General features: G+C 39.2%; 22 protein-coding genes, 1 other RNA gene and 1 pseudogene. 12 read left to right on the forward strand and 12 right to left on the reverse strand.

Going from position 1 to position 22,688, the window contains the following annotated elements:
* Positions 1-2: 2 nt before the first annotated feature.
* From AABS66_RS15575 to AABS66_RS15590, 4 genes are all read left to right on the forward strand, one after another.
* Positions 3-1,436 (forward strand): DNA translocase FtsK, encoded by a 1,434-nt coding sequence (locus AABS66_RS15575; RefSeq protein ID WP_430225143.1) that lies wholly within the window; start codon positions 3-5, stop codon positions 1,434-1,436.
* A 160-nt stretch (positions 1,437-1,596) separates the two neighbouring features.
* Positions 1,597-1,887, forward strand: a complete 291-nt coding sequence (locus AABS66_RS15580) for a hypothetical protein (protein ID WP_349415799.1) — start codon at positions 1,597-1,599, stop codon at positions 1,885-1,887.
* 586 nt (positions 1,888-2,473) lie between these two features.
* Positions 2,474-3,844, forward strand: coding sequence for a DUF3427 domain-containing protein (locus tag AABS66_RS15585; protein WP_430225144.1), 1,371 nt, complete (start codon positions 2,474-2,476; stop codon positions 3,842-3,844).
* Positions 3,845-3,991: 147 nt separating this feature from the next.
* On the forward strand, positions 3,992-4,942 hold the full coding sequence (locus tag AABS66_RS15590; RefSeq protein ID WP_430225166.1) for a phage baseplate protein: 951 nt from the start codon (positions 3,992-3,994) through the stop codon (positions 4,940-4,942).
* Between the two features lie 44 nt (positions 4,943-4,986).
* On the opposite strand, the gene AABS66_RS15595 is transcribed toward AABS66_RS15590, so the two are convergent.
* Positions 4,987-6,072, reverse strand: a complete 1,086-nt coding sequence (locus AABS66_RS15595; RefSeq protein ID WP_430225145.1) for an acyltransferase family protein — start codon at positions 6,070-6,072, stop codon at positions 4,987-4,989.
* A 775-nt stretch (positions 6,073-6,847) separates the two neighbouring features.
* Here AABS66_RS15595 and AABS66_RS15600 point away from each other — a divergent pair.
* Together AABS66_RS15600 and AABS66_RS15605 are read left to right on the forward strand one after the other, a co-directional pair.
* On the forward strand, positions 6,848-7,228 hold the full coding sequence (locus AABS66_RS15600; protein WP_430225146.1) for a hypothetical protein: 381 nt from the start codon (positions 6,848-6,850) through the stop codon (positions 7,226-7,228).
* Positions 7,225-7,947, forward strand: a complete 723-nt coding sequence (locus AABS66_RS15605) for a hypothetical protein (protein ID WP_430225147.1) — start codon at positions 7,225-7,227, stop codon at positions 7,945-7,947. Before AABS66_RS15600 ends, AABS66_RS15605 begins: the two co-directional genes overlap by 4 nt.
* A gap of 156 nt (positions 7,948-8,103) precedes the next feature.
* Here the strand turns inward: AABS66_RS15605 and AABS66_RS15610 are convergent, their stop codons facing one another.
* The 3 genes from AABS66_RS15610 to AABS66_RS15620 form a co-directional block, all read right to left on the reverse strand.
* Entirely contained in the window at positions 8,104-8,556 is a 453-nt protein-coding gene (locus tag AABS66_RS15610) for an IrmA family protein (protein ID WP_430225148.1), read from the reverse strand.
* A gap of 65 nt (positions 8,557-8,621) precedes the next feature.
* Complete coding sequence (locus AABS66_RS15615; RefSeq protein WP_430225149.1) at positions 8,622-9,110, reverse strand: hypothetical protein; 489 nt, start codon at positions 9,108-9,110, stop codon at positions 8,622-8,624.
* Positions 9,111-9,259: 149 nt separating this feature from the next.
* On the reverse strand, positions 9,260-9,589 hold the full coding sequence (locus AABS66_RS15620; RefSeq protein WP_430225150.1) for a hypothetical protein: 330 nt from the start codon (positions 9,587-9,589) through the stop codon (positions 9,260-9,262).
* A 283-nt stretch (positions 9,590-9,872) separates the two neighbouring features.
* On the opposite strand from AABS66_RS15620, the gene AABS66_RS15625 reads away from it, so the two are divergent.
* On the forward strand, positions 9,873-10,133 hold the full coding sequence (locus AABS66_RS15625; RefSeq protein WP_206082587.1) for a hypothetical protein: 261 nt from the start codon (positions 9,873-9,875) through the stop codon (positions 10,131-10,133).
* Positions 10,133-10,375 carry a hypothetical protein gene (locus AABS66_RS15630; protein WP_430225151.1) on the forward strand — a complete coding sequence of 81 codons (243 nt, stop codon included), beginning with the start codon at positions 10,133-10,135 and terminating at the stop codon, positions 10,373-10,375. Before AABS66_RS15625 ends, AABS66_RS15630 begins: the two co-directional genes overlap by 1 nt.
* A 29-nt stretch (positions 10,376-10,404) precedes the next feature.
* Here the strand turns inward: AABS66_RS15630 and AABS66_RS15635 are convergent, their stop codons facing one another.
* Entirely contained in the window at positions 10,405-11,082 is a 678-nt protein-coding gene (locus AABS66_RS15635) for a DUF1963 domain-containing protein (protein ID WP_272523737.1), read from the reverse strand.
* A gap of 198 nt (positions 11,083-11,280) precedes the next feature.
* Here AABS66_RS15635 and AABS66_RS15640 point away from each other — a divergent pair, with 198 nt between their 5' ends.
* On the forward strand, positions 11,281-11,943 hold the full coding sequence (locus tag AABS66_RS15640) for a hypothetical protein (RefSeq protein ID WP_430225152.1): 663 nt from the start codon (positions 11,281-11,283) through the stop codon (positions 11,941-11,943).
* A gap of 148 nt (positions 11,944-12,091) precedes the next feature.
* Positions 12,092-12,967, forward strand: a complete 876-nt coding sequence (locus AABS66_RS15645; protein ID WP_430225153.1) for an AbaSI family restriction endonuclease — start codon at positions 12,092-12,094, stop codon at positions 12,965-12,967.
* Positions 12,968-13,477: 510 nt separating this feature from the next.
* On the opposite strand, the gene rlmF is transcribed toward AABS66_RS15645, so the two are convergent.
* The 6 genes and pseudogenes from rlmF to smpB all read right to left on the reverse strand — a co-directional run bounded on the left by rlmF (position 13,478) and on the right by smpB (position 21,222).
* Positions 13,478-14,443, reverse strand: coding sequence for a 23S rRNA (adenine(1618)-N(6))-methyltransferase RlmF (gene rlmF / locus AABS66_RS15650; protein ID WP_272539173.1), 966 nt, complete (start codon positions 14,441-14,443; stop codon positions 13,478-13,480).
* Between the two features lie 558 nt (positions 14,444-15,001).
* Positions 15,002-15,604 carry a tyrosine-type recombinase/integrase gene (locus AABS66_RS15655; RefSeq protein ID WP_349484549.1) on the reverse strand — a complete coding sequence of 201 codons (603 nt, stop codon included), beginning with the start codon at positions 15,602-15,604 and terminating at the stop codon, positions 15,002-15,004.
* Between the two features lie 130 nt (positions 15,605-15,734).
* Positions 15,735-18,524: a hypothetical protein gene (locus AABS66_RS15660; protein WP_430225154.1), complete on the reverse strand. Its 2,790-nt coding sequence runs from the start codon at positions 18,522-18,524 to the stop codon at positions 15,735-15,737.
* A gap of 459 nt (positions 18,525-18,983) precedes the next feature.
* Positions 18,984-20,144, reverse strand: a pseudogene (locus AABS66_RS15665) (integrase domain-containing protein).
* A gap of 183 nt (positions 20,145-20,327) precedes the next feature.
* Positions 20,328-20,691: a transfer-messenger RNA gene (gene ssrA / locus AABS66_RS15670) on the reverse strand.
* A gap of 48 nt (positions 20,692-20,739) precedes the next feature.
* Entirely contained in the window at positions 20,740-21,222 is a 483-nt protein-coding gene (gene smpB, locus AABS66_RS15675) for an SsrA-binding protein SmpB (RefSeq protein ID WP_206082532.1), read from the reverse strand.
* Positions 21,223-21,375: 153 nt separating this feature from the next.
* On the opposite strand from smpB, the gene AABS66_RS15680 reads away from it, so the two are divergent.
* Positions 21,376-21,810, forward strand: coding sequence for a type II toxin-antitoxin system RatA family toxin (locus AABS66_RS15680; protein WP_206082531.1), 435 nt, complete (start codon positions 21,376-21,378; stop codon positions 21,808-21,810).
* Positions 21,803-22,108: an RnfH family protein gene (locus AABS66_RS15685; RefSeq protein ID WP_430225167.1), complete on the forward strand. Its 306-nt coding sequence runs from the start codon at positions 21,803-21,805 to the stop codon at positions 22,106-22,108. Before AABS66_RS15680 ends, AABS66_RS15685 begins: the two co-directional genes overlap by 8 nt.
* 170 nt (positions 22,109-22,278) lie before the next feature.
* On the opposite strand, the gene bamE is transcribed toward AABS66_RS15685, so the two are convergent.
* Positions 22,279-22,656 (reverse strand): outer membrane protein assembly factor BamE, encoded by a 378-nt coding sequence (bamE, locus tag AABS66_RS15690; RefSeq protein WP_206082529.1) that lies wholly within the window; start codon positions 22,654-22,656, stop codon positions 22,279-22,281.
* Positions 22,657-22,688: the final 32 nt, after the last annotated feature.

Genomic DNA, 22,688 nt, shown 5'->3' on the forward strand with positions numbered 1-22,688 from the left:
TGATGTCGCAACCTTTTCTTCATGTAGCAGAACTTTGCTGGTCACCTAAAGAATTAGAAGTTATGGCCCGTGCTATTGAATCTAGTTTTTTGCAATACCAAATAAAAGGAGAGGTTGTCGGTTATGATGAAGGTGCAACATTTACATTCTTTAAAATCGAACTGGGCAGAGGTATAAAAGCCTCTCAAGTGACAGCGGTAGTGCCAGAATTGTGTCGTTCCCTTAGTGTCATTGATATAAAAGTTATTGATTTTATTGCTGGTACACCTTATATCGGATTGTGGGTGACCAACACCTATCGTAGAGCGGTGCCTTTTGTTGAATGCTTTAATCAATGGTGCGGAAGCAATGGGTTGTCTTCCCTTTCAGTCATGTTAGGAGAAAACATTATAGGAGAGCCAGTTGGTTGTGATCTGGCTCAAATGCCGCATTTGCTTATTGCGGGCGTGACGCGCTCAGGCAAGTCAATGTTAATGCATTCCTTGGTAATGAGCATTTTATACAGAAACTCGCCGGATAAAGTTCGCTTTGTGATGTTTGATACAAGCCAGCTTGAACTCAGTTTATATAACGATATACCCCACTTATTATTTCCATCCGCTTCTGATTCCGTTGAATCAATAAAGCCATTAACGTTTTTGGTTAATGAATCAAGGCGTAGACAAAAATTATTTGGAGCATTAAATCAACGTAATTTGAGTGGATACAATAAGGTCATATCAAGTGCGAAAGAGTTAGGTAGGCCTATACCTGATCCCTTCTGGCGCCCTAATGAGAATGATAGTGAGCATCCTTATTTAGGCTATGAGCCTGAAATTGTTATTTGTGTCGATGATTACGTCCAACTCATTGGCGAGTATAAACAAATAGGGGAAATGTTGGTTCTATTGAGCCAGCAAGGTCACGCGGTTGGTATTCATCTCATTCTGACGACTCGCAGCCCTTTATCCACCAGTGTCGGTTCACAGCTTCGAACCAATATTCCTACGCGTATTGCTCTTTCTGTGTCGTCTAGGGCTGACTCTAATTTAATCCTTGACCAGTATGGTGCAGAATCACTATTTGGTTTGGGGGATATGCTATTCGCATCACCGAGTTTATCTGAGCCTACAAGAATTCAAGGTGCTTATGTGAGTGACTTAGATATTAGGAATACAGTCGATTATTGCAAACGATGGGGAAGCGCGAGTTATCTTCATCTTTATAACGATGTCCAGAATACAAGTATGCTAAACGAAGAGCTTGACCCATTATTTGATCAAGCAACTGAGTATGTTGTAGAAAAACAGCGCGTTTCTATTTCAGGGATCCAGCGGCAGTTCCGAATCGGTTACAACAGAGCCGCAATGATTGTAGAGCAGTTAGAATTACAAGGCATAGTCAGTGAACAAGGCTACAATGGTCATCGTGAGGTATTAGCTCCACCGTATGAGTAACCACGAATATCCCCAAATGAAGAAGCTGATGGTATAACACTCAAAAACTGCACACAGTATTTACCAGTTACTTGGCGTTCTTGGCCTACACTTTGATGCGAGTTGGGGCGGTATTAACGGTGGTATCACGATTCCATGCGGTATTAATCAGCTACCACTTGTGTATGCGCTTTATGATGTACTTGAAAAGGGCAAGCCACATTCATTCGATGGCCGTATTGTTGAACCTGATGAAGACGGAGACATTGTTCTATACACGACTTATCGTAAGCATGATTTACCCCAGAACAACATTCAATATGAGCGATTCAAGCTTTACCCTGAATTCTTGAAGGAAGTGGGCGGGGAAAAGGTAGAATTAACACCAGGAGAGCCTTGTGATACTCCCCGCGGCCACTGGGTTGATGTTCGTGTAAACATGCCATCAAACTCTATCTACAATCAAAAGTAAGCTGAAGCTGAGAGACTCGCTAAGCTAGAAGCAGAGCGATTAGCGCAAGAAGAAGCTAAACGTATTGCTGAAGAAGCGGAAAGGGCAGCGCAGGAAACTATTATTGATGAAAATGATACAGCGCTGCAGCAGTAAATAAAAAAGCCCACCGAAGCGGGCTTTTAGTGAACTTAATAATCCGCGTACGATTTGCGTATCATTTGTAGTCCTATTTGTGTCAGTGCGTAGTCCAACTAATTTTGCTAACTTCCTGTTTTTAAACCTGTTGTCCTATCACGCTGGCGGGAGTTGAACCCGAGTCCGTAATTTTTTAATTGATTGATTATGAAAGGGTATTTTTACTAAACTTCAACCATGTGCACTAGGCGTGCACATGGAGGGCTGTTCGCTGTCATATTGCTGGCGGTAAAAGACTTACAGGCCCTAAAAACTAGTTGCAGGGAAATAGCTAAGTTCCTATAGCTGAAATGGATGCTATAAATTTAGTTATCAATGGTTATTAATTAATATCCTAAATATGAGGTTGAGATATATTGATTAGGGATTAAACTTGTTTTCATGCTGATGCTGAGAATAAGGAATTAAGTTGGATAAGCTAATAACGAAATTAGGAACACAAATTGCTATTTCTGATAAAACTAAACGAATCAAAAAACTTTGGGAGATAGCAAAACCTCTTTCTTCTCAACATATTAGACAAGCCGCTTTAAAGTTAGATGAATCAGATGAATATATGAGTGCATTTAAAGATTCAACTGGTTTTGATGTGATTATTGGTTCTAAGAAGTATCCTCCTAAAGCAATACTTGGCAGAGCTCTATCAGATTATTATGGAGTCGAATTTCTTCCTGAACACTTTGTTGGAGGGGAAGGTAGTAGTTGTTTTCGGATATTGAAAAATTTACGCTTTGAAATCGTTGGAAAAAACAAAACAAAACGTGAATATGAGTTTTTTGATTATTCAAGTTTTGTTGTTGGTGAAGAGTATACTAAGTTAAAAGCATTTGAAAAAGCGGGAGTCTGGGTTCCTAATCACGCACGGGATATCCCTGGACCAACTAGATTTAATAATTGTGTTGTACTGTTTGTTACTCTAGAAAAGGACCATAAAGAGCTCGCACATAAATATAATGATAAATTCATTCTGAATGGCAAAATGTTTCAGTGGGAATCTCAAAATAAGAATACAGAAGAAACTCCACATATAAAGAAAATCATTAATTGTGATCCTGTTGTTCTTTTTGCAAGAGTGCATGAAAAGATAAAAAGCAAATCACAGCCATTTATATATGTTGGCCAACTACAGTATGTCAAACATAACAATACAGTTGATAGAAAAAATGTTCCTATTGAAGTGATCTTCGATGTATTAGAGTACCAAAGCTCAGCTAGTGATAAGTTGGTTAGCTTATATGAATGGGTTCCTGGTATTACTACAGAACAAGAGGTTATTGATATTTCAGAAATAGCACTCAATAAAACTAATCCACCGGAGGCCTCAAATAAAACAAATGGGCGGGGTAAAAATAACAGGAAAGTTAAAATTAATTGGGCAGAACGTGATGAAAAAAATAGGAGTCTAGGATTGATGGGAGAGAAACTAGTTCTTCAATATGAAATTCAAAAATTGACTGAGCTAGGATTAACTCATTTAGCAGAAAGAGTAACCCATACCGCAGAAAATTCAGATTCTGATGGTTATGATATCCTATCTTTTGATGAGCAAGGCATTGAAAAATATATTGAAGTCAAGACTACAAGGCAGTCAAAGCATTCACCTTTTTTTATATCAAGAAATGAGGTGAAATTTTCTAAGGCACAAGGGCTGCAATATTGGATATATCGAGTCTATAACTTTAATGAGAAAAAAAATGAGGCAGATTTTTATACTATACAAGGATCTGTGGAAAAACATTTCAATTTAATTCCAGAAAATTACAAAGCTGCTCCAAAGTAGTCAGTAATGTTGAGCCATTTTTATATATAAAAGCTCAGATATATTTATAATTTGATTTTAGTTTAACTTGATTTAATTATTAGTGTTGAGTTGTATTAATTCAGCACTAATTTGGCAATGCTGCGACATAGAGCTAAATCTAATCCGATGGGCTGCTCTGTGCCATCAGGGGACTATGCCTTAAAAGGGGATGCCTATACGAAGGTAGAGTCTGATGGCAGGTATCAACCCAAAGGTAGTTATCAAGCGGCAGGTTATAGCTATTCTAAAGCAGAGTCTGACACTAAATATCAAGCTAAGGGCAATTATGCCCCTGCGGGGAATTATGCACTCAAAGGCGAGAGCTACACCAAAGCGGAAGGGGACGGACGCTACCAAGCCAAGGGGAGCTATCAACCGTCGGGGGATTATGCAACAAACACAGCGCTCAATAACGGGCTTAATAATAAGCTTAATACAAGTAGTGTCGTCCAATCGACTGGCGCATCAACAACTAGCGTGATGAGTCAGAAAGCCGTCACCGATGCATTACAAAATGCAGTCAATCTTAATACCATTTACCCGATTGGTATTATTGTGTGGTTTGCACAAAATAAGAACCCCAATACGTTATTCCCTGGTACGAAATGGCAGTATATCGGCGAAAATAAAACCATTCGATTAGCTGCTGCAAGTGGTGCGAATGTGTTAACAACTGTCGGTTCGGACTCGGTGACCATTGGTAAAGGTCACCTCCCTGCTACACCATTGAAATTCTCAGGTACAACGGCTTCCGGTGGCGCTCACGATCATACGCGGGGCACGATGAATATCACGGGTGAGCTTGGGTATATGAGGAATGATTCCAATCTATATACTTATGCCACAGGGGCATTTTCACTTGCAAATGGCTCTGGTAATGGTGGGTACACAGGAAGTAATATGACCAGTTCCCGTAAGTATGTTTTCAATGCTGCGAGTACCTGGAGTGGTAGTACATCTCGACATGGAGGGCACACTCATACCTATTCAGGGAATACAGAAAACTTAGGTTCAGGAGCAGCTTTAGCAGTAACAAATGTTTATATCATGTTGATGGGCTGGTATCGTATTAGTTAAAACAGATATGATGAATGGCGAAATTCTTCGCCATTCACTTCAGGTTATTGCTTTATTTTCTTCGATAATTTGATGGATATTGTATCGACTTTAACGAAGATGCTTGCGATAAGAATTGATATAACGATGATAGCTACGCTATTAATCAACGAGTTTTCAAAGCCGTATAAATAAAACAGGTTTGAGAAAACATAGATTGTAGCCCAGTGGATTAAATAGAGCGGAAATGATAAAGAACCAAACCAGACTAAAAATGAATGTGAAAGGAACCGTTGAATAGTGGTATTGCTCATCACACCTAACACAATCAAAACACCAGATATAAAATTGAATATATCATAACTATGTTTGCCAGCTAGGTTTGCAATGTAACTATAGCTTAGGCTAGATGTATGTATACCAGCAAAATACAGACCTAATATGATTAATAACAGGCTAACGGCATTGTTTTTATACTCGCTGAATTTTTCTTTTATGAGCATCCCAATATAAAAACTGAAAATACCTAGAAATACAGTCGTATTAATTGCCATGAATAAGATAGCGATGATAAACATAACTCTTAAAGGGTGTTTTTGTTTATAAGCAATAAACAAAGCCAGTGAACCATAAAACTCAATCGCCATTGTCCATAGCACAGGGTTATATTCCATCGATCCTCTAAGATAGAAGATTGAGCGAACAAGCCCGTAATATAAAGCATTAAGAAAGCCTGCATTTTTAATTTCAAAAGCGTCATTTATATAATTATCACTTTGTGCGAGATGATAGTGATTGACTAAAACATAGGCAAAATAGGCAACTAAGCAAGACATAGCCGCTGGAATGCCTAACCTAATATAACGAGCTGCAATATTTTTATATAAAGGGATATTTTTGCTTGAGGCGCTTAGGCTTAGCACGATCCCACTCATAACAAAGAATACAAACACTGCTGAGGTGCCAGAATAGAAGAATCCAAATGGACTATTGTGTATCCAGCGCTGTGTAGCAAACTCATCTGAAATAGGCGTCGAGTCAAAATTATGTAAAAAAGGAAAGTAAATCAAGGATAAATGGGATATCACAACAATTAAACTTGCGATACCTCTTAAAGAATCCAGATAAGCTAATTTATGTTTTTGGGTCATACTGGGCTCATAAGCGTTTAAAACTACGTAGTTTATCATGGCTTGTTGCTAGTAATAGATATAATTCTTATGTGGAATGCGCTTAATCTTAAAGATGGGGAAAGGTGTTTTTCAAACAAGAGATTGATGTTTATTAGTAGTTATAGTGCCAGTAGGGAAATTTTAATTACATGCTGCTATAAATAGAAAACCCCAAGGAGTGACCCTCGGGGTTTTTGTAACTTTCAAATGCGCGTGCATTTCACGTGCACTTTCTAGTCTTAATGTTGCCAGTGTCTAGTCCAACTGATTTTGCTAACTTCCTGTTTTTAAACCTGTTGTCCTATCACTGACCCACCAAATTTGGGCTGGCGGAGTTTGAATTAAGCTTGTATGGTATTGATTTTAAATCAATAAAATCAAATTCAACTTTTAGTTTGGGCCCATTGTTGGGCCTAAAGTTTATTTTACTGTTTTTGTGATGTGGGCTAAAAAAGTAGTTTACTATTCTAACATGACTGATTAGTGAAGCGAGCAATAAAATTTGGTGGTCTGATTACAATAGGCTAATAATCTGGATTCATCGGGAGCATTAAGGCCGCTGGTGACAGCTTGTAATTATTAGGCAGTAGTGAGACTTCATTTTTGTAAATCAAGCATATATAATCACTGCTTAGAGATTTATTTAAATTTGGCTGACTATTAAAGTAGCAGTACCAGTGGACTTGCCAACATTCCGTTATTGTAGTGTTATGCCTATGGCAAGGGATTAAATCCGAGGAAATTGAGATAAGTAATGTTTTCATTAGATATATTACTACCAGTAGTTTTGCTTGCACTAGCATTTTTTTTAAAGCTATTGATTGACAGGGCATCAACAGCTCCAATTTTTATTCAATCATTAATGGAATTACCTGTTGACATCGCTTTTTTAGCAATGTCATTTGCTGTTGCTTATACAATTAAAGCGGGAGATAAATTCGGAGAGGGACTTTTACTATTTATTACATATATAATCGCTACAATACTTATTGTATTCTTTTGGCGTCGTTCTAATGCTTGCTTTGAACGCGATTGTTATATTTTTGCCTTTATTTTGAGTTCGGTAAATTATATTGCATCTATTACTGGTGTTATTCTTGCTCTGAACTTCATTAAGGAGACTATTACAAAATGACACAATTTGATTTCCAGACTATCTTTATACTATCTGGAATATGGATTTCAGTGATGCTTCTAGCTATAATTTATTATAACAATAATAGGCAAAGACATTATGATGAAGAAAAAAATAGATCACATTTAGAAATGCTTCGTGAATCTTATGAAAAGAAAATGTACGAGATCATGGATCGTTTGGTTAGAACGGAAGAGCGATGGAAAGATATGAATCATTTGATCCTCTCTGCTCAAAAAAGGGAAATGTCACTTGATGGAAAGCATGATGTAATGTTGACTGATTTTCTTAAGGCCCATGGTTTATCAGAAAATGATATGAGAGTTGAAAATGATAGTGTTTTTGTCTTAACGCCGTTTCATCCTAAATATCAGGATACATTTAACACTATATCTGAAGTCTGCCGAGAAGTAGGTCTTCGTTGCTATAGGGGGGATGAAGACTATATATCTGGTGATTTGCTGCCACACATACTCAAGCAGATTTGTAAGGCAAGATTAGTTATCGCCAATATAGACGGAAGAAACTCTAATGTATTTTACGAACTTGGTATTGCACATGCTATTGATAAGGGAACAATTATAGTTTCTCAGTCTTTAGATGAAGTCCCTGTTGACCTTAAATCAAATAGATTGTTATTGTTTAAGACCCAAAATGAATTCAGGAGAGAATTAAAAACAGCTCTTACTAGAGCGCTAGTGAAGAAAAATGCTATATAGAATATTACAGGTTATATAATTGCCCATTTTTACTTCTTATTATTGATGAGTCCTGCATTAATGTCTGCTCTTTACTCAAAACCGATAAATCAAAAAACAAGAATGGCAGATCATTCGGTCTGCCATAAGTTACCTTGATAGAAAGCTAAAAAATGATTATTTTTTCTCTGCCACACTCATTTTAGCTAACTCTGGGTTATTAGCCTCAAAGATCGATAACGGTAATTCAACCTTACGACCATTTTGATCTTCTACCGCTTTAATCACTTGAAACTCAGCAACATCCTCACACGGAATTTCCAATCCAGCAAACGTGGCACGAGTGGCGCTAGAATCGCCAAAAGGTTCCACTTCTAGTACTGTATCCCCTAATACTTTTCCTTGCCCATCTTTCATTCTTAAGGTTATCTCAAGCGCACCAAACTCCGCATGGTCTAGAACCATATGGTTACCGCCATTATCGAGGGTAAATGAATAACCACAGTAGCCTTGGTTAATAAAGTTTGAGCTGGTATGTGTGATGCTCGCATAACGCTGTTGTTCTTCAGCCAAGCTAAATGCACTGACTGCCAATAGTCCTATCGCAAATAGGCTTTTTATCTTATTCATTACGTTACCTTTTGTTATCTTGTATTGTCCTCGCTACCGTAAGTAACGGTAGCGAGAATATAGATTTATTGTTGATTAGTTTGCAATCCACCTTTAGTTCGGTCTTTTTCTTTCCAGCGCGGTCGGTTCTTGCCTGAGAACTCTTTTTGCATACTCCAATACCCAATGGGGTAACGAGCTACAATCGTCCCGCTAACACCAATATCGACCGAAGAGTACTGACCATTATTAATGGTTCCTTTTTGGACATAGGCGTTAGGGCTACAAGTGCCCGTATCGCGTTGTTGCCAGTTTCCGTCAGTTCTTGCCACGATATAAAAATCACCAAATGCACAACCTGACGCGGATTTATGATTTAGTACTGCAACATAATGCTTGGTTGAGCCCACAATCCTACAAGTATTATTCAGGCTTCCACACACTTGCCATAAGGTTTTACCGCCATCCCCTTTATATTCCCAAATGGTATTTTTAGGAGGCTGGCTGGTGGCAGAGACAGGTGACGTCATCAACCACAGTGAGGCCAATACAGTTACAACTACATATCTTTTCATTATAAATTCCTATCAACATAAATAGAAACGTCAGATTGACACTTTATGAACACCGTCTAATGGGTGCTTGGTTTTCCCTGATATGGCGTATTCGATGGTTATCTGGTGAATTGTGAATAAGGTATCGACAATAAAATTGCTGACCATGGTTAATGTGATGACTGACGGTTTAGTTGCACTGAAACCCAGTGACGAATTCGCCGATAAAGATAAAAGGCAATACCAGTGGTGATAAGCAAATCAATCAGCAATATCGTGATGGCGATACCTTCAGTAAAACCGTATAGCCAACTGGATGACATGATAATCAGTAGGCCAGAAAGGGTTAATCCGATAATGATGGTAGATATAATGGCAATTAATTTGGGGTTGAAATGAATTTTATAATCAATCCCCTTAAAGGTACTTAAAACCCACAAGCCTAATTGCGCCAAGAGTTGTGGGATAACCAAAGCCAAGAGATATAAAGCGAAATACATCAATGTGATCCCACACGGGTTCATGATAAGGGCGATAAGCTGGAAATGTGTTAACAATACGCCAGTGATCCAAAGGCATAACAAGATACTGAATTGGTGGCTATTCAACCATTTGAGATGATGTTAGTTTCGTTCGTTTTGCAAAGCGGGCAAATTTATTAAATCTGTAATCACAGAGCGATGTGTGTACATAGTTGCTTGATCAAAATTGTTGCTATGAAAACTAATTGTAATGATAGTATTCAATTGATATAAATTGACAAAGATAATAAAAGGGAGGTGTATGTTTACCCCTGAATTTATAAATGAAGAGTATGGCGAGTTTATTCTTGTAGCGAACCACAGCTTGGTATCTCAGGAATCGATAAAGCTCAGTATTGCGTACAATCTTGCTAGAATATCCTGGGGAGTCACGCAGCTTCCACCGCACATTCGAACTTGCTGGATCGTTTATGACATCAGAGGACAATCAATCTCTGATCAAGTTCAAGCCCAGATTAGACAAGTGCTTGAGCATGTAGCCATTATGGAGTTTAAAAGCTAATGGGACTCCAACTAATTGTAAAAGTAGATCGTAAGAAGATAGAAAAAACGCTGGGATCACTGACATCAGAATGCGAAATTTTTCCAGTCGCTGAAGGCCTTTTTGGTATTTTAATTTCAGAGAGAACTCTCTCATCCATGGGGGAAGATGTTATTCTATACAAACTTGGACAACTCAAGCGTTTTGATCTCTGGGAAGGAAGCTGGCAAGAACCCAAGCGACGTTGGCTCTGGCGAATTTAGGCTTTGAGCGAAGAGCGGACGTTGTAATTCTAATAAAACTGACATGAAAACGTCCAGACTCCCTCTGGTGACTTGTGAAAGTAACCGATACCATTGTCTGCCCACATCCAGTTTACTTTTTCCTCTGATCCCACCTGAAAGACAAAATCTTGAATTCCCGCACCATGTTGTATCTCCATCGGATAGCCTCCGACTTTGGTTCCTCTATATCGGTTAAAATCATCAAAGAAGCAGTCACTTGCTTCTTCATCCTCGTTTACGTCGGAAAGGTCAACAATATCCCAAGCATCCTCCCATCCTGGAGCATCATCATTGACATGCAACCATCGAATCGGAAATGCACGGTACGGCGTGTCTATTGCAGGCAATAACTCCAGTCCCTCAAGGGTGGTATATTCACGTATTAGCCAACCTTCTCCATGAGGTTTATCAAACGGGTGGCTTTCCATATTGTGGTAGAGCACAAGGAGTGCAATGCCCTTCAATTGTTCAGGGATCACGGGAAGCTCATCTACACGAATCTGAAGAAGTGGAAACATCGGTACTCCTTTCCAGACTGGTAATCCTTCACCCGGTAGAGCGACTCCTTTCAAAAACCAAGATGTAATGGGGTCTGCTGTAGGGCGAAAACCACCTACCTGTGCCACTGATGCGGGACGTAATTTAGATCTGAGTTCTTTTAAAACAATGGCACTCTTGGATTTCATGTTTGTAGCCTTGCGTATGCAGATATTTTTTAGTTTCTAAAATAGCGCTATTTTTACTATATCTCGTAATTACTACCTTGCATTGATTTTTATGAATAATAAATATCCTGAATTTAGGTTATATTTAAGATTAAATCTAGAATTAACAGTAATGTCTTTGCTTACCAACTGAATTATTAGGACTTTTAAGGAGTGAAAGTGTGTAAATTCAAACGTATTGCCTTCCTGATGGTTGTAGCTATTACTTCTTCTGGGTGCTCTACAGAGGGGAATGATCTGTGTATTTTTGGTATAGAAAGTTGGAATAAAAGTTACACGAATTATGACAATCCTATTTACCAAGATGCAAAAGGAAAAGAGTTGTCGCGTCAAGCCAGAAATAAACTATTAAAACAAGCAGATGAATATGCAAAGGGTTTTATTAATGAAGATTATGATATTGCCGAAACTTTATGCTCTAAGCTTGATACAAATGACATTATTTTTGAAACGCTGCATGTTCAGAGCAAGATAACCTATGAAGATGGATTGAGATTTCTTACTGTGCCAATCGATTATACTGGCTCGCAGTCAGCAGTAGTTCAGCTGATTAAAGACAGAGATAAACCCTTTTCTTCTAGGATAAAAAGCGATTCGGCTGAAGTGGCGGGTAATAAGGTTGTAGAGGGTCCATGCCTCAATAATTTGTGCAATAAAAATGACCTCATCAAGTTTTGCGAAAGCAAACAGCGCACACTGTTGAAAGATGAAAAATACGTAGATAATTTAAAGACTTCTTACATACGTGAAAGTGGAATTGCTATTACTTTTCCAACAAAAGAAAAAAAGATATATGAATGCAAGAAACCTAAGTTATTTTAAAGTGGCCGACACAATTTAGACGGATGTAACTACAGCACTAAGTATTATGGCGATGATATGTTTACTATTTTGATATTATGCTTGCGAAAACAGGCGTCCAAGTTAAGTCTTTTGTCGGGTTGTTTATTTGCTTTTAAATGGTATTAGCATGAGTAAAGATGATTATATCCTTCGGGCACTATCAAAAATCTCTCACAAGCGCTGGGAACACTACATCATCAACCGCATTTTTCACAGGTTGAGTGACCCTGAGCTTGAGTTCGTTTGCCAGCAGTGTATTCGAAAGGAAGGGCACTCCGGAAAGATTTATCTCACAGACCTGCTTTTTCCGCAGCTGAAGCTGTATCTTGAAATAGACGAGGCGCACCATGATAGTGATGAAGCTAAAATGGCTGACGGAATCCGCCGTTTGGACATCATGGAAGCGACAGGCTTTATTGAAAAACGAATTCCAGCTCATAACACGACACTGGACAAGATTAATCATCTTGTTGACGAATTCATTGTTCTTGTTAGGGATATAAAAGCTCAACAGAAAGCACAAGGCGTGTTCCGTTCTTGGGACTATGGCACCCGTTATACTGCTCAAAAGCATATTGACGAAGGCGTTATTGAAGTAGGCCCTTACGCTGCATTCCGATATCACAAGGATGCTTTGCAGTGCTTTGGTTATGGAGATAAAGGACACCACCAATCAGGTAGCTGGCGAGTGCCAGAGACTGTTGTAAAAGCAATCGGTTTGGACGGAGATGTGATGGTTTGGTTTCCGCGGTTGTATAAGGCGGGGGAGTGGGACAACTCACTTTCCATTGATGGTGACCTGATAACGGAAAAAAGTCTTAATCCAACACGCAACTATAGGGAAACTTGGCGTTATCGTATCGTAATGGCTCACTCTCGTGATGAGCTGAACCGGACACTATATCGATTTCTTGGTGTTTTCACTCAAGATGAGCAACAATCATCTGAAGGTGTTAACGTTTTCAAGCGGGTAGATACACGCATCAAGGTTTATACAACATAAAAGTAGTTCTGCATTTTGTAGCTCAGCCATAATTAAATCTCCTGTGACGTAGGGATTTAATAATGTCTGTTATCCTGAAAGAGCGATATATAGACATTCACGGTCGGTGAATGAGGACCTTGTTTATCGGGAAGGTTAATCTGATTAACTTAACATAGGCATAAATGATGAAGTTGACCAAAAAACAGGTTATCAATACACTGTCGCTGCCACTTGTATTGCCCAGCCCCCACCTGATGTTTTCGCTGCTGATAGAGGATTACGAACAATTCTAAGCACCAATAAATGGGGGCTGGCTAAGCTGCTTGACCGTGAATTACGTCTGAGCCTCTTCATGTACGATAGATTTTAGCAGAAACGGATTCGATGAATAATGCTGCAGTGAGTACTGCCTAGTTCTGCTAGTCATTTAAAACAGGAGGGAGGAAAGGAGACTCATGGGATGTGTAGAAATTGAAAGAGAAATGCGAAGTTTTATCGGTGCCGATTAAATAACCGGCACTAGGGAAATTAACGCCAGCGTTCTTCCGCCCAGGCGGCCTGCTGTTGTGCGTCGTGGAAAGTCCAGGCCACGAAGCGACTGATTTTTTGCCCCTGCGCCATTTCAATGGTACGGACTTCGGCCGCACCCACCAGCTTCAACGCGTGATAAATCGAAGGCAAGGTAGTGTTTTTAGAAACCAACGAGGTGAACCACAGGCAGTTTTGCGCCAGGCTAACGCTCTCCTCTACCATTTTACGCACAAAGGCTTCTTCACCGCCTTCACACCATAGCTCTTTATTTTTGCCGCCAAAGTTATGTACCGGCGTGTCGGCTACCTCGCCTTTACCCAGTTTGTGCAGTTTGCGACGGGTGCTGGCTTGTGCTTCCTGTTCAGAGCTGTGGAACGGTGGATTACACAGTGTGGCATCAAATTTCTCCGCCACGCCGATGATGCCGTTCAAAATAAATTCGGGTTGTTTTTGTAAACGCAGGCGTACGCTGTTTCTCAGTGTCGGATTCATCTCCACGATCATTTTGGCCGAATTGAGCGATATCGGATTAATCTCCGAACCGGTAAAACGCCAGCCGTATTCACGCAGGCCAATAATAGGATAAATACAGTTGGCGCCAACACCCACATCAAGGATCGCCACGCCTTTACCGCGAGGGAACTCGCCGCCGTTGCTGGTCGCCAGTAGGTCAGCCAGATGGTGTAAATAGTCGGCACGCCCGGGGATCGGCGGGCACAGATAATCGGCGGGAATGTCCCAGTGTTCGATGCCATAAAAATGTTGCAGCAACGCACGGTTGAGCATTTTAACCGCCGCAGGATCGGCAAAATCTACCGAGATGTCGCCCCAGGCGTTCGGCTTGACGAACGGCTCCAGTGCAGGGCAGCTGGCGATCAGCGCCGGGAAATCATAGCGTGAACGATGACGGTTACGCGGGTGCAAGCCGCTTTTCTGCTGCAGGAAGGTTTTCTTTTTTTCCACCGTGAAGGGCTCTCTTAAAGGTATTTCTGACGCGTACGATACCATATACCCTATAGCTTTCAAATTGCAGCGAAGAGCTCGGGATGAAACCGTATTAAGCCTGCATTCAGAGTTTATGCCGGAATGTCCTGCTCTTTATACCCAATGTCATTCAAGTTGCAGGAAGACGGCAAGGAAAGATAGGCTGGGAATATACATCAGTATGTGACCCAGCTGGCTGAGTGCGGCCAACCAACCTGCAGTTTGAATGAATAAGGATATATACCGTCCGTTTTAAGCAATAAACTGCCTAGATGTAAGATTCAATAAACTGATTTGACCAAATTGAATAGATTAACGCCAACCATGGAACAACTAACACAAAATGTAAATCGTCCAACTAATAATACCTGCAGATAATTGGATTATATTCCATTATTAAAGTGTCCTGTTTGATTAAAGCAGATCAGTCAGAACATATCGATTTAGTAATACAAAAGCATCCTTGTAGCACATAACTAGCTCATGTTTAAACAACATCCGCTATTGGCACAGGGCTGATAAACAGCCCCGATAGATTTATACTTCAATTGACTCAGAAATCTCCAATGCATCATCGACTTCAATGCCAAGGTAACGAACCGTGCTTTCTAGTTTTTTATGTCCAAGTAATAGCTGAATTACACGAAGATTCTTTGTTTTCTGGTAGATCAGATACGGCTTGGTTCTGCGCATTGAATGCGTGCTATATAACGAATTATCAAGGCCTAGCTTTTCAATCCAACCATGAAAAATACGGTTGTATTGTCTGGTAGAAATATGTTGAGCAGAACCTACTCGGGATTGGAAAATATAGTCCGCACTCTGCAAGTGAGCCATTCTTATCCATGCAGTAACTGAATCTCTAGTTCCCTTAGTCAGCTCAAATTGGACAGGACTACCAGTCTTTTGTTGCAACACAGTTGCTCTGCTGGAGACTGAACTACCATATGCAACATCTGATACCTTCAACTTAACGAGATCACAGCCTCGAAGTTTACTATCCAAGGCTAAATTAAACAAAGCTAAGTCGCGAATTTTTCCTTCTAACTCTAGTCTAATACGGATCCCCCAGATATGAGATATTTTAAGAGGTCGTTTTTGCCCAATGATACGATTTTTATTCCACGGTGACTTAGACATAATTAAATCTCCTATGATGTAGAGATTTAATTATGATTGTTATCCCGAAAGGAGCGAGGAGCAGACGTAACGCTGCACTCATCAGAAAAATTTGATTGTAGAGAGTAATTTTTCCGTATGCAGCGTTTTTTTAGCAATTGGCCGCCCATCGCTCAGCTTTAGTCTGCCAAGCTTTCTTTGTTTTTAGGTCATTTTGTTTATCTATAGCTTCGGCAATTACTTTAATAGCTTCATTTATGTCGCTTTTTATCAGTATCTCTGCTTTGTCATTCAAAAAACTCGGCAAGAACCAAGCTCTACAATCACCACGTTTAGCCCCTTCGATTGATTTATCAATAGCTATAATTGCTCCTTTATCTTCACCCATTCCTCTAAGTTGCTTGGCAGTGCTTTGATAAAAAAATGGATCCTTTTTTTCAATTTTATCGAGGTAAATACCCGCCTGCTCATATCGACCTATCTCGATAAAGAACTTCGCAACTTTTAGGTTTTCGAAATCGTTACTAGGCTGAGAGTCTATATAATACTGTTCCGCAAGCTTAGAAGTTTCTACCAGCTTCTGCTCTTTATTCTCGTCATTGCTATATTTATATAAACGATACAATGCCATCTGTATATCAGCATAAGCTATCATAAGTTTAGTGTTTTTATTTACATTATCCGGAGCAGGCAAATTAGAACTCAATGACTCGAACGCTTCAGGCAAGTTATATCCAAGATAGCCAGATAGAGAACTTAACACCCTATAGGGATGGTCAAATGAGGAACGCAAAGTGAAAGATATATCTGCAACAAAGTCTTCAACTCTATTCTGGATGTATTTTTCTCGACATGATTTGTATTTCGAGTTAGATATTAAATCGTAAAAAGAAAGTATTACAGAATACGAGTGATTAGGACTGATATTACCTAAAACTTTGTCTACGTATTTTTCAACTTCATCATACAACTTTTCATTATCATAAATCCTTGCTAGTTGTAGCATGCATTGCTCACTATCTGGAAACTTACTGAGCAGTTCAATGAACAAATCCCTTGACGTTACAATATCCCCTTTCCAGAAGTAAATCTTTGCGATATGGTGCTCAACAAGTAATTTTATATTCGAGCCATCGGCAAGTACTGAGTTAATCTTATTAAGCTTTTGAATCATCTCATCTGATTCAAGTTGATACTTTTCTTCATGGAGTTTTCTATCAATTGATATTAGCTTTAACTCAATACTTTCAATTAGTAAAAGAATATCTTCAAATTTATTATTGCTTAAGTCAAACCCTTCAACCTCAGCAATTAATTCAGATTTAAAAACTAAATTATCTGTGGTTTGGATTATTGCATACAACAAAGATTTTCGATGTTTGTCACATAAATCATCACGATAAAGTTTTTTCAAAAGGTCGTTATGCATTACACAAAAGCTATAGTACCCGGATTTTTTGAACTCATTTTCTACCCAGAGGACTTCGCATAATTCTTTTTTAAGGTCATAGATTTCTGTTGCACTACTATTGAATAAATTTTTTATGGAAAGGAGAACGATTGAGTGAATGCTTGAATAATTCACCCCTGAACGAACTATCAGAGAAACCTTTTCAAGATTCCTAATTGCCCTTGTTCCAAGGATTTTATTAAAGATGTAGTTACTGACTTGCTCAGTACCTAAAAGTGAGATGAGAGAAAACTCTCTTCGAAATTTATCTGCATACTTTCCTATAACTAAGTCTGATATAGTTTGTGACTTTCCTTGTACAATTTCTTCTGTAATTTGACTGATTTCTTCGAGGAAATCATGTAGTTCGTGGTTATTGTAATTTTCTTCTCTTATCACCTGGCATACAAGTTCCAAACAGAGAGGGTGACCGCCTATATGCTCAACTATTTCATCAATATATTTACTATCAATATTTATTCTTTTTTCTATAACTTCCTTTGCTTCACTATTAGTCATTTCAGATAGATGAAAACAGATTTTCTTATCAGCTATTTTTTCTAACGAGGTTATTATTACTCTACTTTCATCCCTAGCAAACGATTCAAACTCTGATTTAATATCAGAAACGTTACCAAAAAAATTATCTAAAACAACTAGGATTTTATATGTAGAACAAAGGTTAGCTAAATTTAGGTTGTTGTCAAAATCACCAACTTTAACTGACTTAAAGTTAAAGTTTTTGTTCTCACTCAAGCTTACCCATATTATTGAGTCAAATTCAGCTTTTAATTTGTGAGCAACTCCAAGAACAATCTTGCTTTTACCAATTCCACTTACTCCATGAACAACTGAAACATTATTCTGCTTTATCGCTTCAATAATAGCTTTTTCATCTTCCCGGACAACAAAGTCATGGGGGAAAGGAGGAAGATCATTTTGCATAGAAATTGCCGAGTAGATTTGACTTGCCGTTGGTAGATAATCAATTATTGAAAAAATAAATCGTTGGTTGCCAATATTTTCCGCAACAATATTTGCAATATATTCTGAATCAAGAACGACAACCTCTTGTTTAATCCCAATATGACGAATAACCTTGTTTACGCTATCAAGTCTGCCACCTTTGGCTTCCTGATTTGCAAATAAAATAATTTTTGAACATTGACTACTATTTTTCAGAGCTGACTTAATATCTTTTACCGGCTTTGTATTTTCTAACTTCAACTCTACCAGTTCTTCAAATTTTTTCCCAAAAACATCAAAGTAATCATTATCCGTCCCACACTGACCAACAATTTCAAAATTATTCGTAGAGAAATCAACCGTTCGACTAATAGGTTTTGCAAACAAATTACTACCTTTATGAATGGATTCCTCACCGACAATAATTTCAAATATTGGTTTGCAAAAATATTCGAACTCAGTTCCATTCAGACAAATGAGGTCATCAACTACTTTTTTGATAAGTGCTCTTTTTAGAAAATCCATAATGTCTAGTCGTCCTATCCAATTAATTGAATTTAACTATAGGGTGACTACAGTTCCTAGGTAACTCTGGGTGCTAAAATTTGTATATTATGTTGTCATAGATTCTCCTGTTATGCTAGATAACAATGAAAATCAAATTGCCATTATAAATCAATGCGTTAATTTAAACCTCTGTGAGCTGTGATTAAAGCATGCAAGTACATTATAAGTTTTAACGAGCCTGTTATTTTTAAGCTGATCCGCTCTAATCGTCTAAACCAGGGTGATTTTCCATTTTCAGCAACAAATACATTTTTCAGCAGATTTACGCAAAGTGTGCCTATTTTTGGTAAAAGAAAATAATATTGTGTATTCGGCCAAATGTATGACCAACGTCCGCTTTTGGCACAAAGCTGACATCTAGACGAAGCATAGCTCTGTACCATTATAGCGCAGTTCAAATCCGAACTGGCGTATAAACTACCCAACTAGCGATATCCCTCTGATTCCTCCTTCAATAATACTTCCTCTATCTGCTTCCTCAATAAAATCAGCCCACCATTGCATCATAGGGCGTCTTTGCTCTAAGTAATCACTGCGGTTATAAGCGCGTCTAACTTCATTTTTATCTACGTGGGCTAGGGCGGCTTCAATCACATCGGGTGGGAAGCCCTGTTCATTGAGTGCGGTACTGGCTATTGAACGAAGACCGTGAGAAACCAATACACCACCGAATCCGGCACGTTTTAATGCAGCATTGACGGTTTGGCTATTCATGGGTTGAGTCGGCTTGATACGGCTAGGAAAGATAAACTCACGGTTACCACTTAATGGTTTCATTAGATCTAAAATAGCTAAGGCAGCGTCAGATAATGGAACAGTGTGCTCACGGTTCATCTTCATTCTAGCAGCAGGTATTTTCCATTCCTTGGTTTCAAAGTTGATTTCATCCCAACGGGCTTCAGCGGCTTCGGCTGGACGGGACATAGTGAGCAGTTGCCACATAAACAAACATCGGGTAGATAGGCTAATACTAGCGGTTCGCATTGTCTACATGAGCTTTGGTAGCTGATCAGGGGGGATACTTGGCATATTCTTTTTCTTGGGTTTTTCAAAAGCTTTGCCAATGTTGATACTTGGAACGGCATCAATTAAGCCACTATTTTGAGCATAGATCATCACTTCGTTAATGCGCTGACATAGGCGACGAACGGTTTCTAATGCACCTCTGGCTTGTACCGGTTGTATTGCTTGCACCAATATATGTGCTTTGATATCAGTAACGCTGATGTCACCAATGGCAGGAAACACATCTCGTTCAAGTGAACGTCAAATATCGTTACCGTAGCCTTCTGTTACAGTGGACTTCTTCACTTCCCACCAACGTTCAGCGACAAGTTGAAAGGTATTTGCCTTAGCTTCTAAGGTGTTACGGACTTGCTCTTTATGGTGATCTTGAGGGTCTATCTGTTTAGCTCGCTTTTTAGTGAGGGGGCGAGTATAGCGAAATGACCACAACTTGCTGCCATTGGATTTAACCAATAGTTCTAATCCATCGCCATCATAGAGGACATAATCACTCTGTTTTGGCTTTGCTGCGTCGATCTCTTTTACTGATAAGGGTTTGGTTTGTCTTGCCATTTTTGATGTTCCATTGTTTTTAGGCACCTCAAAAACCATAAAGGTTAACGAAGTGCCTATCAAGGTGCCTAAGATGATTGGATTTAATTAGGTGACATCAGACTGCGCAGGACATAAAAAAGCCCGCAACTCATTGAGTTAGCGGGCTTTTCAGTCTTCTTTGGACGTCCTTAGAAGATAATTTGGTGGAGCTGGCGGGAGTTGAACCCGCGTCCGAAATTTCTACATCCTCGGTACTACATGCTTAGTCTAGTCTTTAAATTCATTTGCCAACTGCGGACAGACACGCCATCAACAAACTATCCTGATTAAATTTAACGCTGCAACCCCAGGCAAGGCATTCACGCGATCTCTTTTGGGTTTGACCTCTCTTGATCCCCGTCCTAAGAGCGGAGGCTAGGGAGAGAGGGCTCTAAGCAGGTTATTAAGCTGCTAAAGCGTAGTTTTCGTCGTTTGCGACTATTTTTTTGCGGCTTTTTACGAGGCCAACCGCCCCTCGGCATGCACCTTGGGTTTCGCAAATCCCGTCGAATCCAGAATCAGCCCCAAGTTGTTGAACGCAGTATAACAGAAAATTATCCTATAAAGCTAGGACTTAGCGATTAGAATGTTTCATTATACGTGCTTTATCAAGTTGCCATTCACGTTCTTTGATATCAGAACGCTTATCGTGGGCTTTTTTACCCTTTGCAACACCGATTTTTACTTTACACCATGCATTTTTCCAATAGAGTGAAAGTGCGATGACGGTGTAACCTTCACGGTTGACTTTACCATAAAGGGTGTCTAATTCACGTTGGTTTAACAATAGTTTACGGCTACGTGTTGGATCACAAACAACATGAGTAGAAGCAACGTTAAGAGGCGTAAAGTTAGCACCAAATAAATAGGCTTCGCCATCTCTCAGTAATACGTAACTATCACCGATGTTGGCTTTGCCAGCACGCAGTGATTTAACTTCCCAACCTTGTAGGGACAAACCCGCCTCGAACTCCTCTTCGATAGAATATTCGTGGCGAGCACGCTTGTTCATAGCAATTGTTGCTGAACCGGGTTTATATGGTTTTTTCTTTGTCATAGTGCAATCATTATACTGTAAGCTGAGTCGAAAGAAATCTTTCTGCGTTGATATTTTTTTGATTGTGCATTTCTTGCCCTGTATGGGTTTTGTTTTTTGTTTAACCAATCAATAGTGCTATTATATGCCCAGTTTTTAGGGATAGGAATTGATATGCCACAGATTAGTCGCTCTGCGTTAGTCCCTTTTAGCGCAGAACAAATGTATAAACTCGTAAATGATGTAATTTCATACCCAAGCTTTTTACCTGGGTGTGTGGGGAGTCGTATTATCAGTCATAGTGCTGAGGAAATGACGGCTTCTGTTGAGGTATCCAAAGCGGGAATTAGCAAAACGTTCATCACTAAAAATGTGCTTGAAGACAACAAATGCATACATATGCAATTAGTAGAAGGGCCATTTAGTAAGTTGTCTGGCGGGTGGAGGTTTATTCCTCTCAGTGCGGATGCTTGTAAAATTGAGTTTCATCTTGATTTTGAATTTACCAATAAACTGATAGAACTAGCATTTGGCAAAATATTTAAAGAACTTGCTAATAATATGGTTCAGGCTTTTACATTAAGAGCTAAGGATGTTTATAGTGTCTGATATTAATGTTGAAGTGGCGTATGCACTGCCAGAGAAACAATATTTACTATCCGTAAAGCTTACTGAAGGTGTAACAATAGAAGAGGCAATTATCGCCTCAGGTATTCTTTCACTGCGTGACGATATTGATTTAAAAAAAAATAAAGTAGGGATATATAGTCGTCCTGCAAAACTTTCTGATACTGTACAGGATGGGGAGCGGATTGAAATCTATCGCCCTTTGCTTGCAGATCCGAAAGAATTACGCCGTAAGCGTGCTGAAAAATCGAAAGAATCGAAAGAATCGAAAAGTAATTAAACTTCAGTTAATTGATAAACCGAGCTATTTGCTCGGTTTTTTTGTTTATATCAGCGGTGACTTTATAGCTCAGAAGGCATTATCAGACATTTATAAAAACACACGTCTACCTGCCAAGGCCCAGTTATAGGTAGCTATATTTTTAGTTCTATATCAATGCATATGCATTATTAGTCAGCTGTTTTAGTCTCAGCAGCTTCCATCGATTCTTGAGCTGCAAGGTTCTTCTCATTTTTGATGTCAGTAAGAATACCATTGCGATCAAAAATAAGTGTCAGAGTTTCTTGTTTGACTGGATCATGCCCCAGCTCTTGACGGAATACATAATACCAGGTTTGAGTACCAAACGGGTCGGATAACATTGGTGTGCCCAAAGTATAAGCGACCTGTTGCTGTGTCATTCCTTTTTGGATCTTAGCAACATCTTTCGCTGTGAGGTAATTACCTTGGTTAATGTCTGGGTGATAGACAAGACGTTCCATCATTGAACAGCCCGTAGACATTAATGCGAGTGATAGTGCAGCAGCAGTTAACAATTTATAACGCATGGATATCTCATTCCTTTTGGAGTCAGAACATC

The organism is Providencia sp. SP181 (genome assembly GCF_050446505.1).
In the GTDB taxonomy this organism is placed as follows: Bacteria; Pseudomonadota; Gammaproteobacteria; order Enterobacterales; family Enterobacteriaceae; genus Providencia; species Providencia vermicola.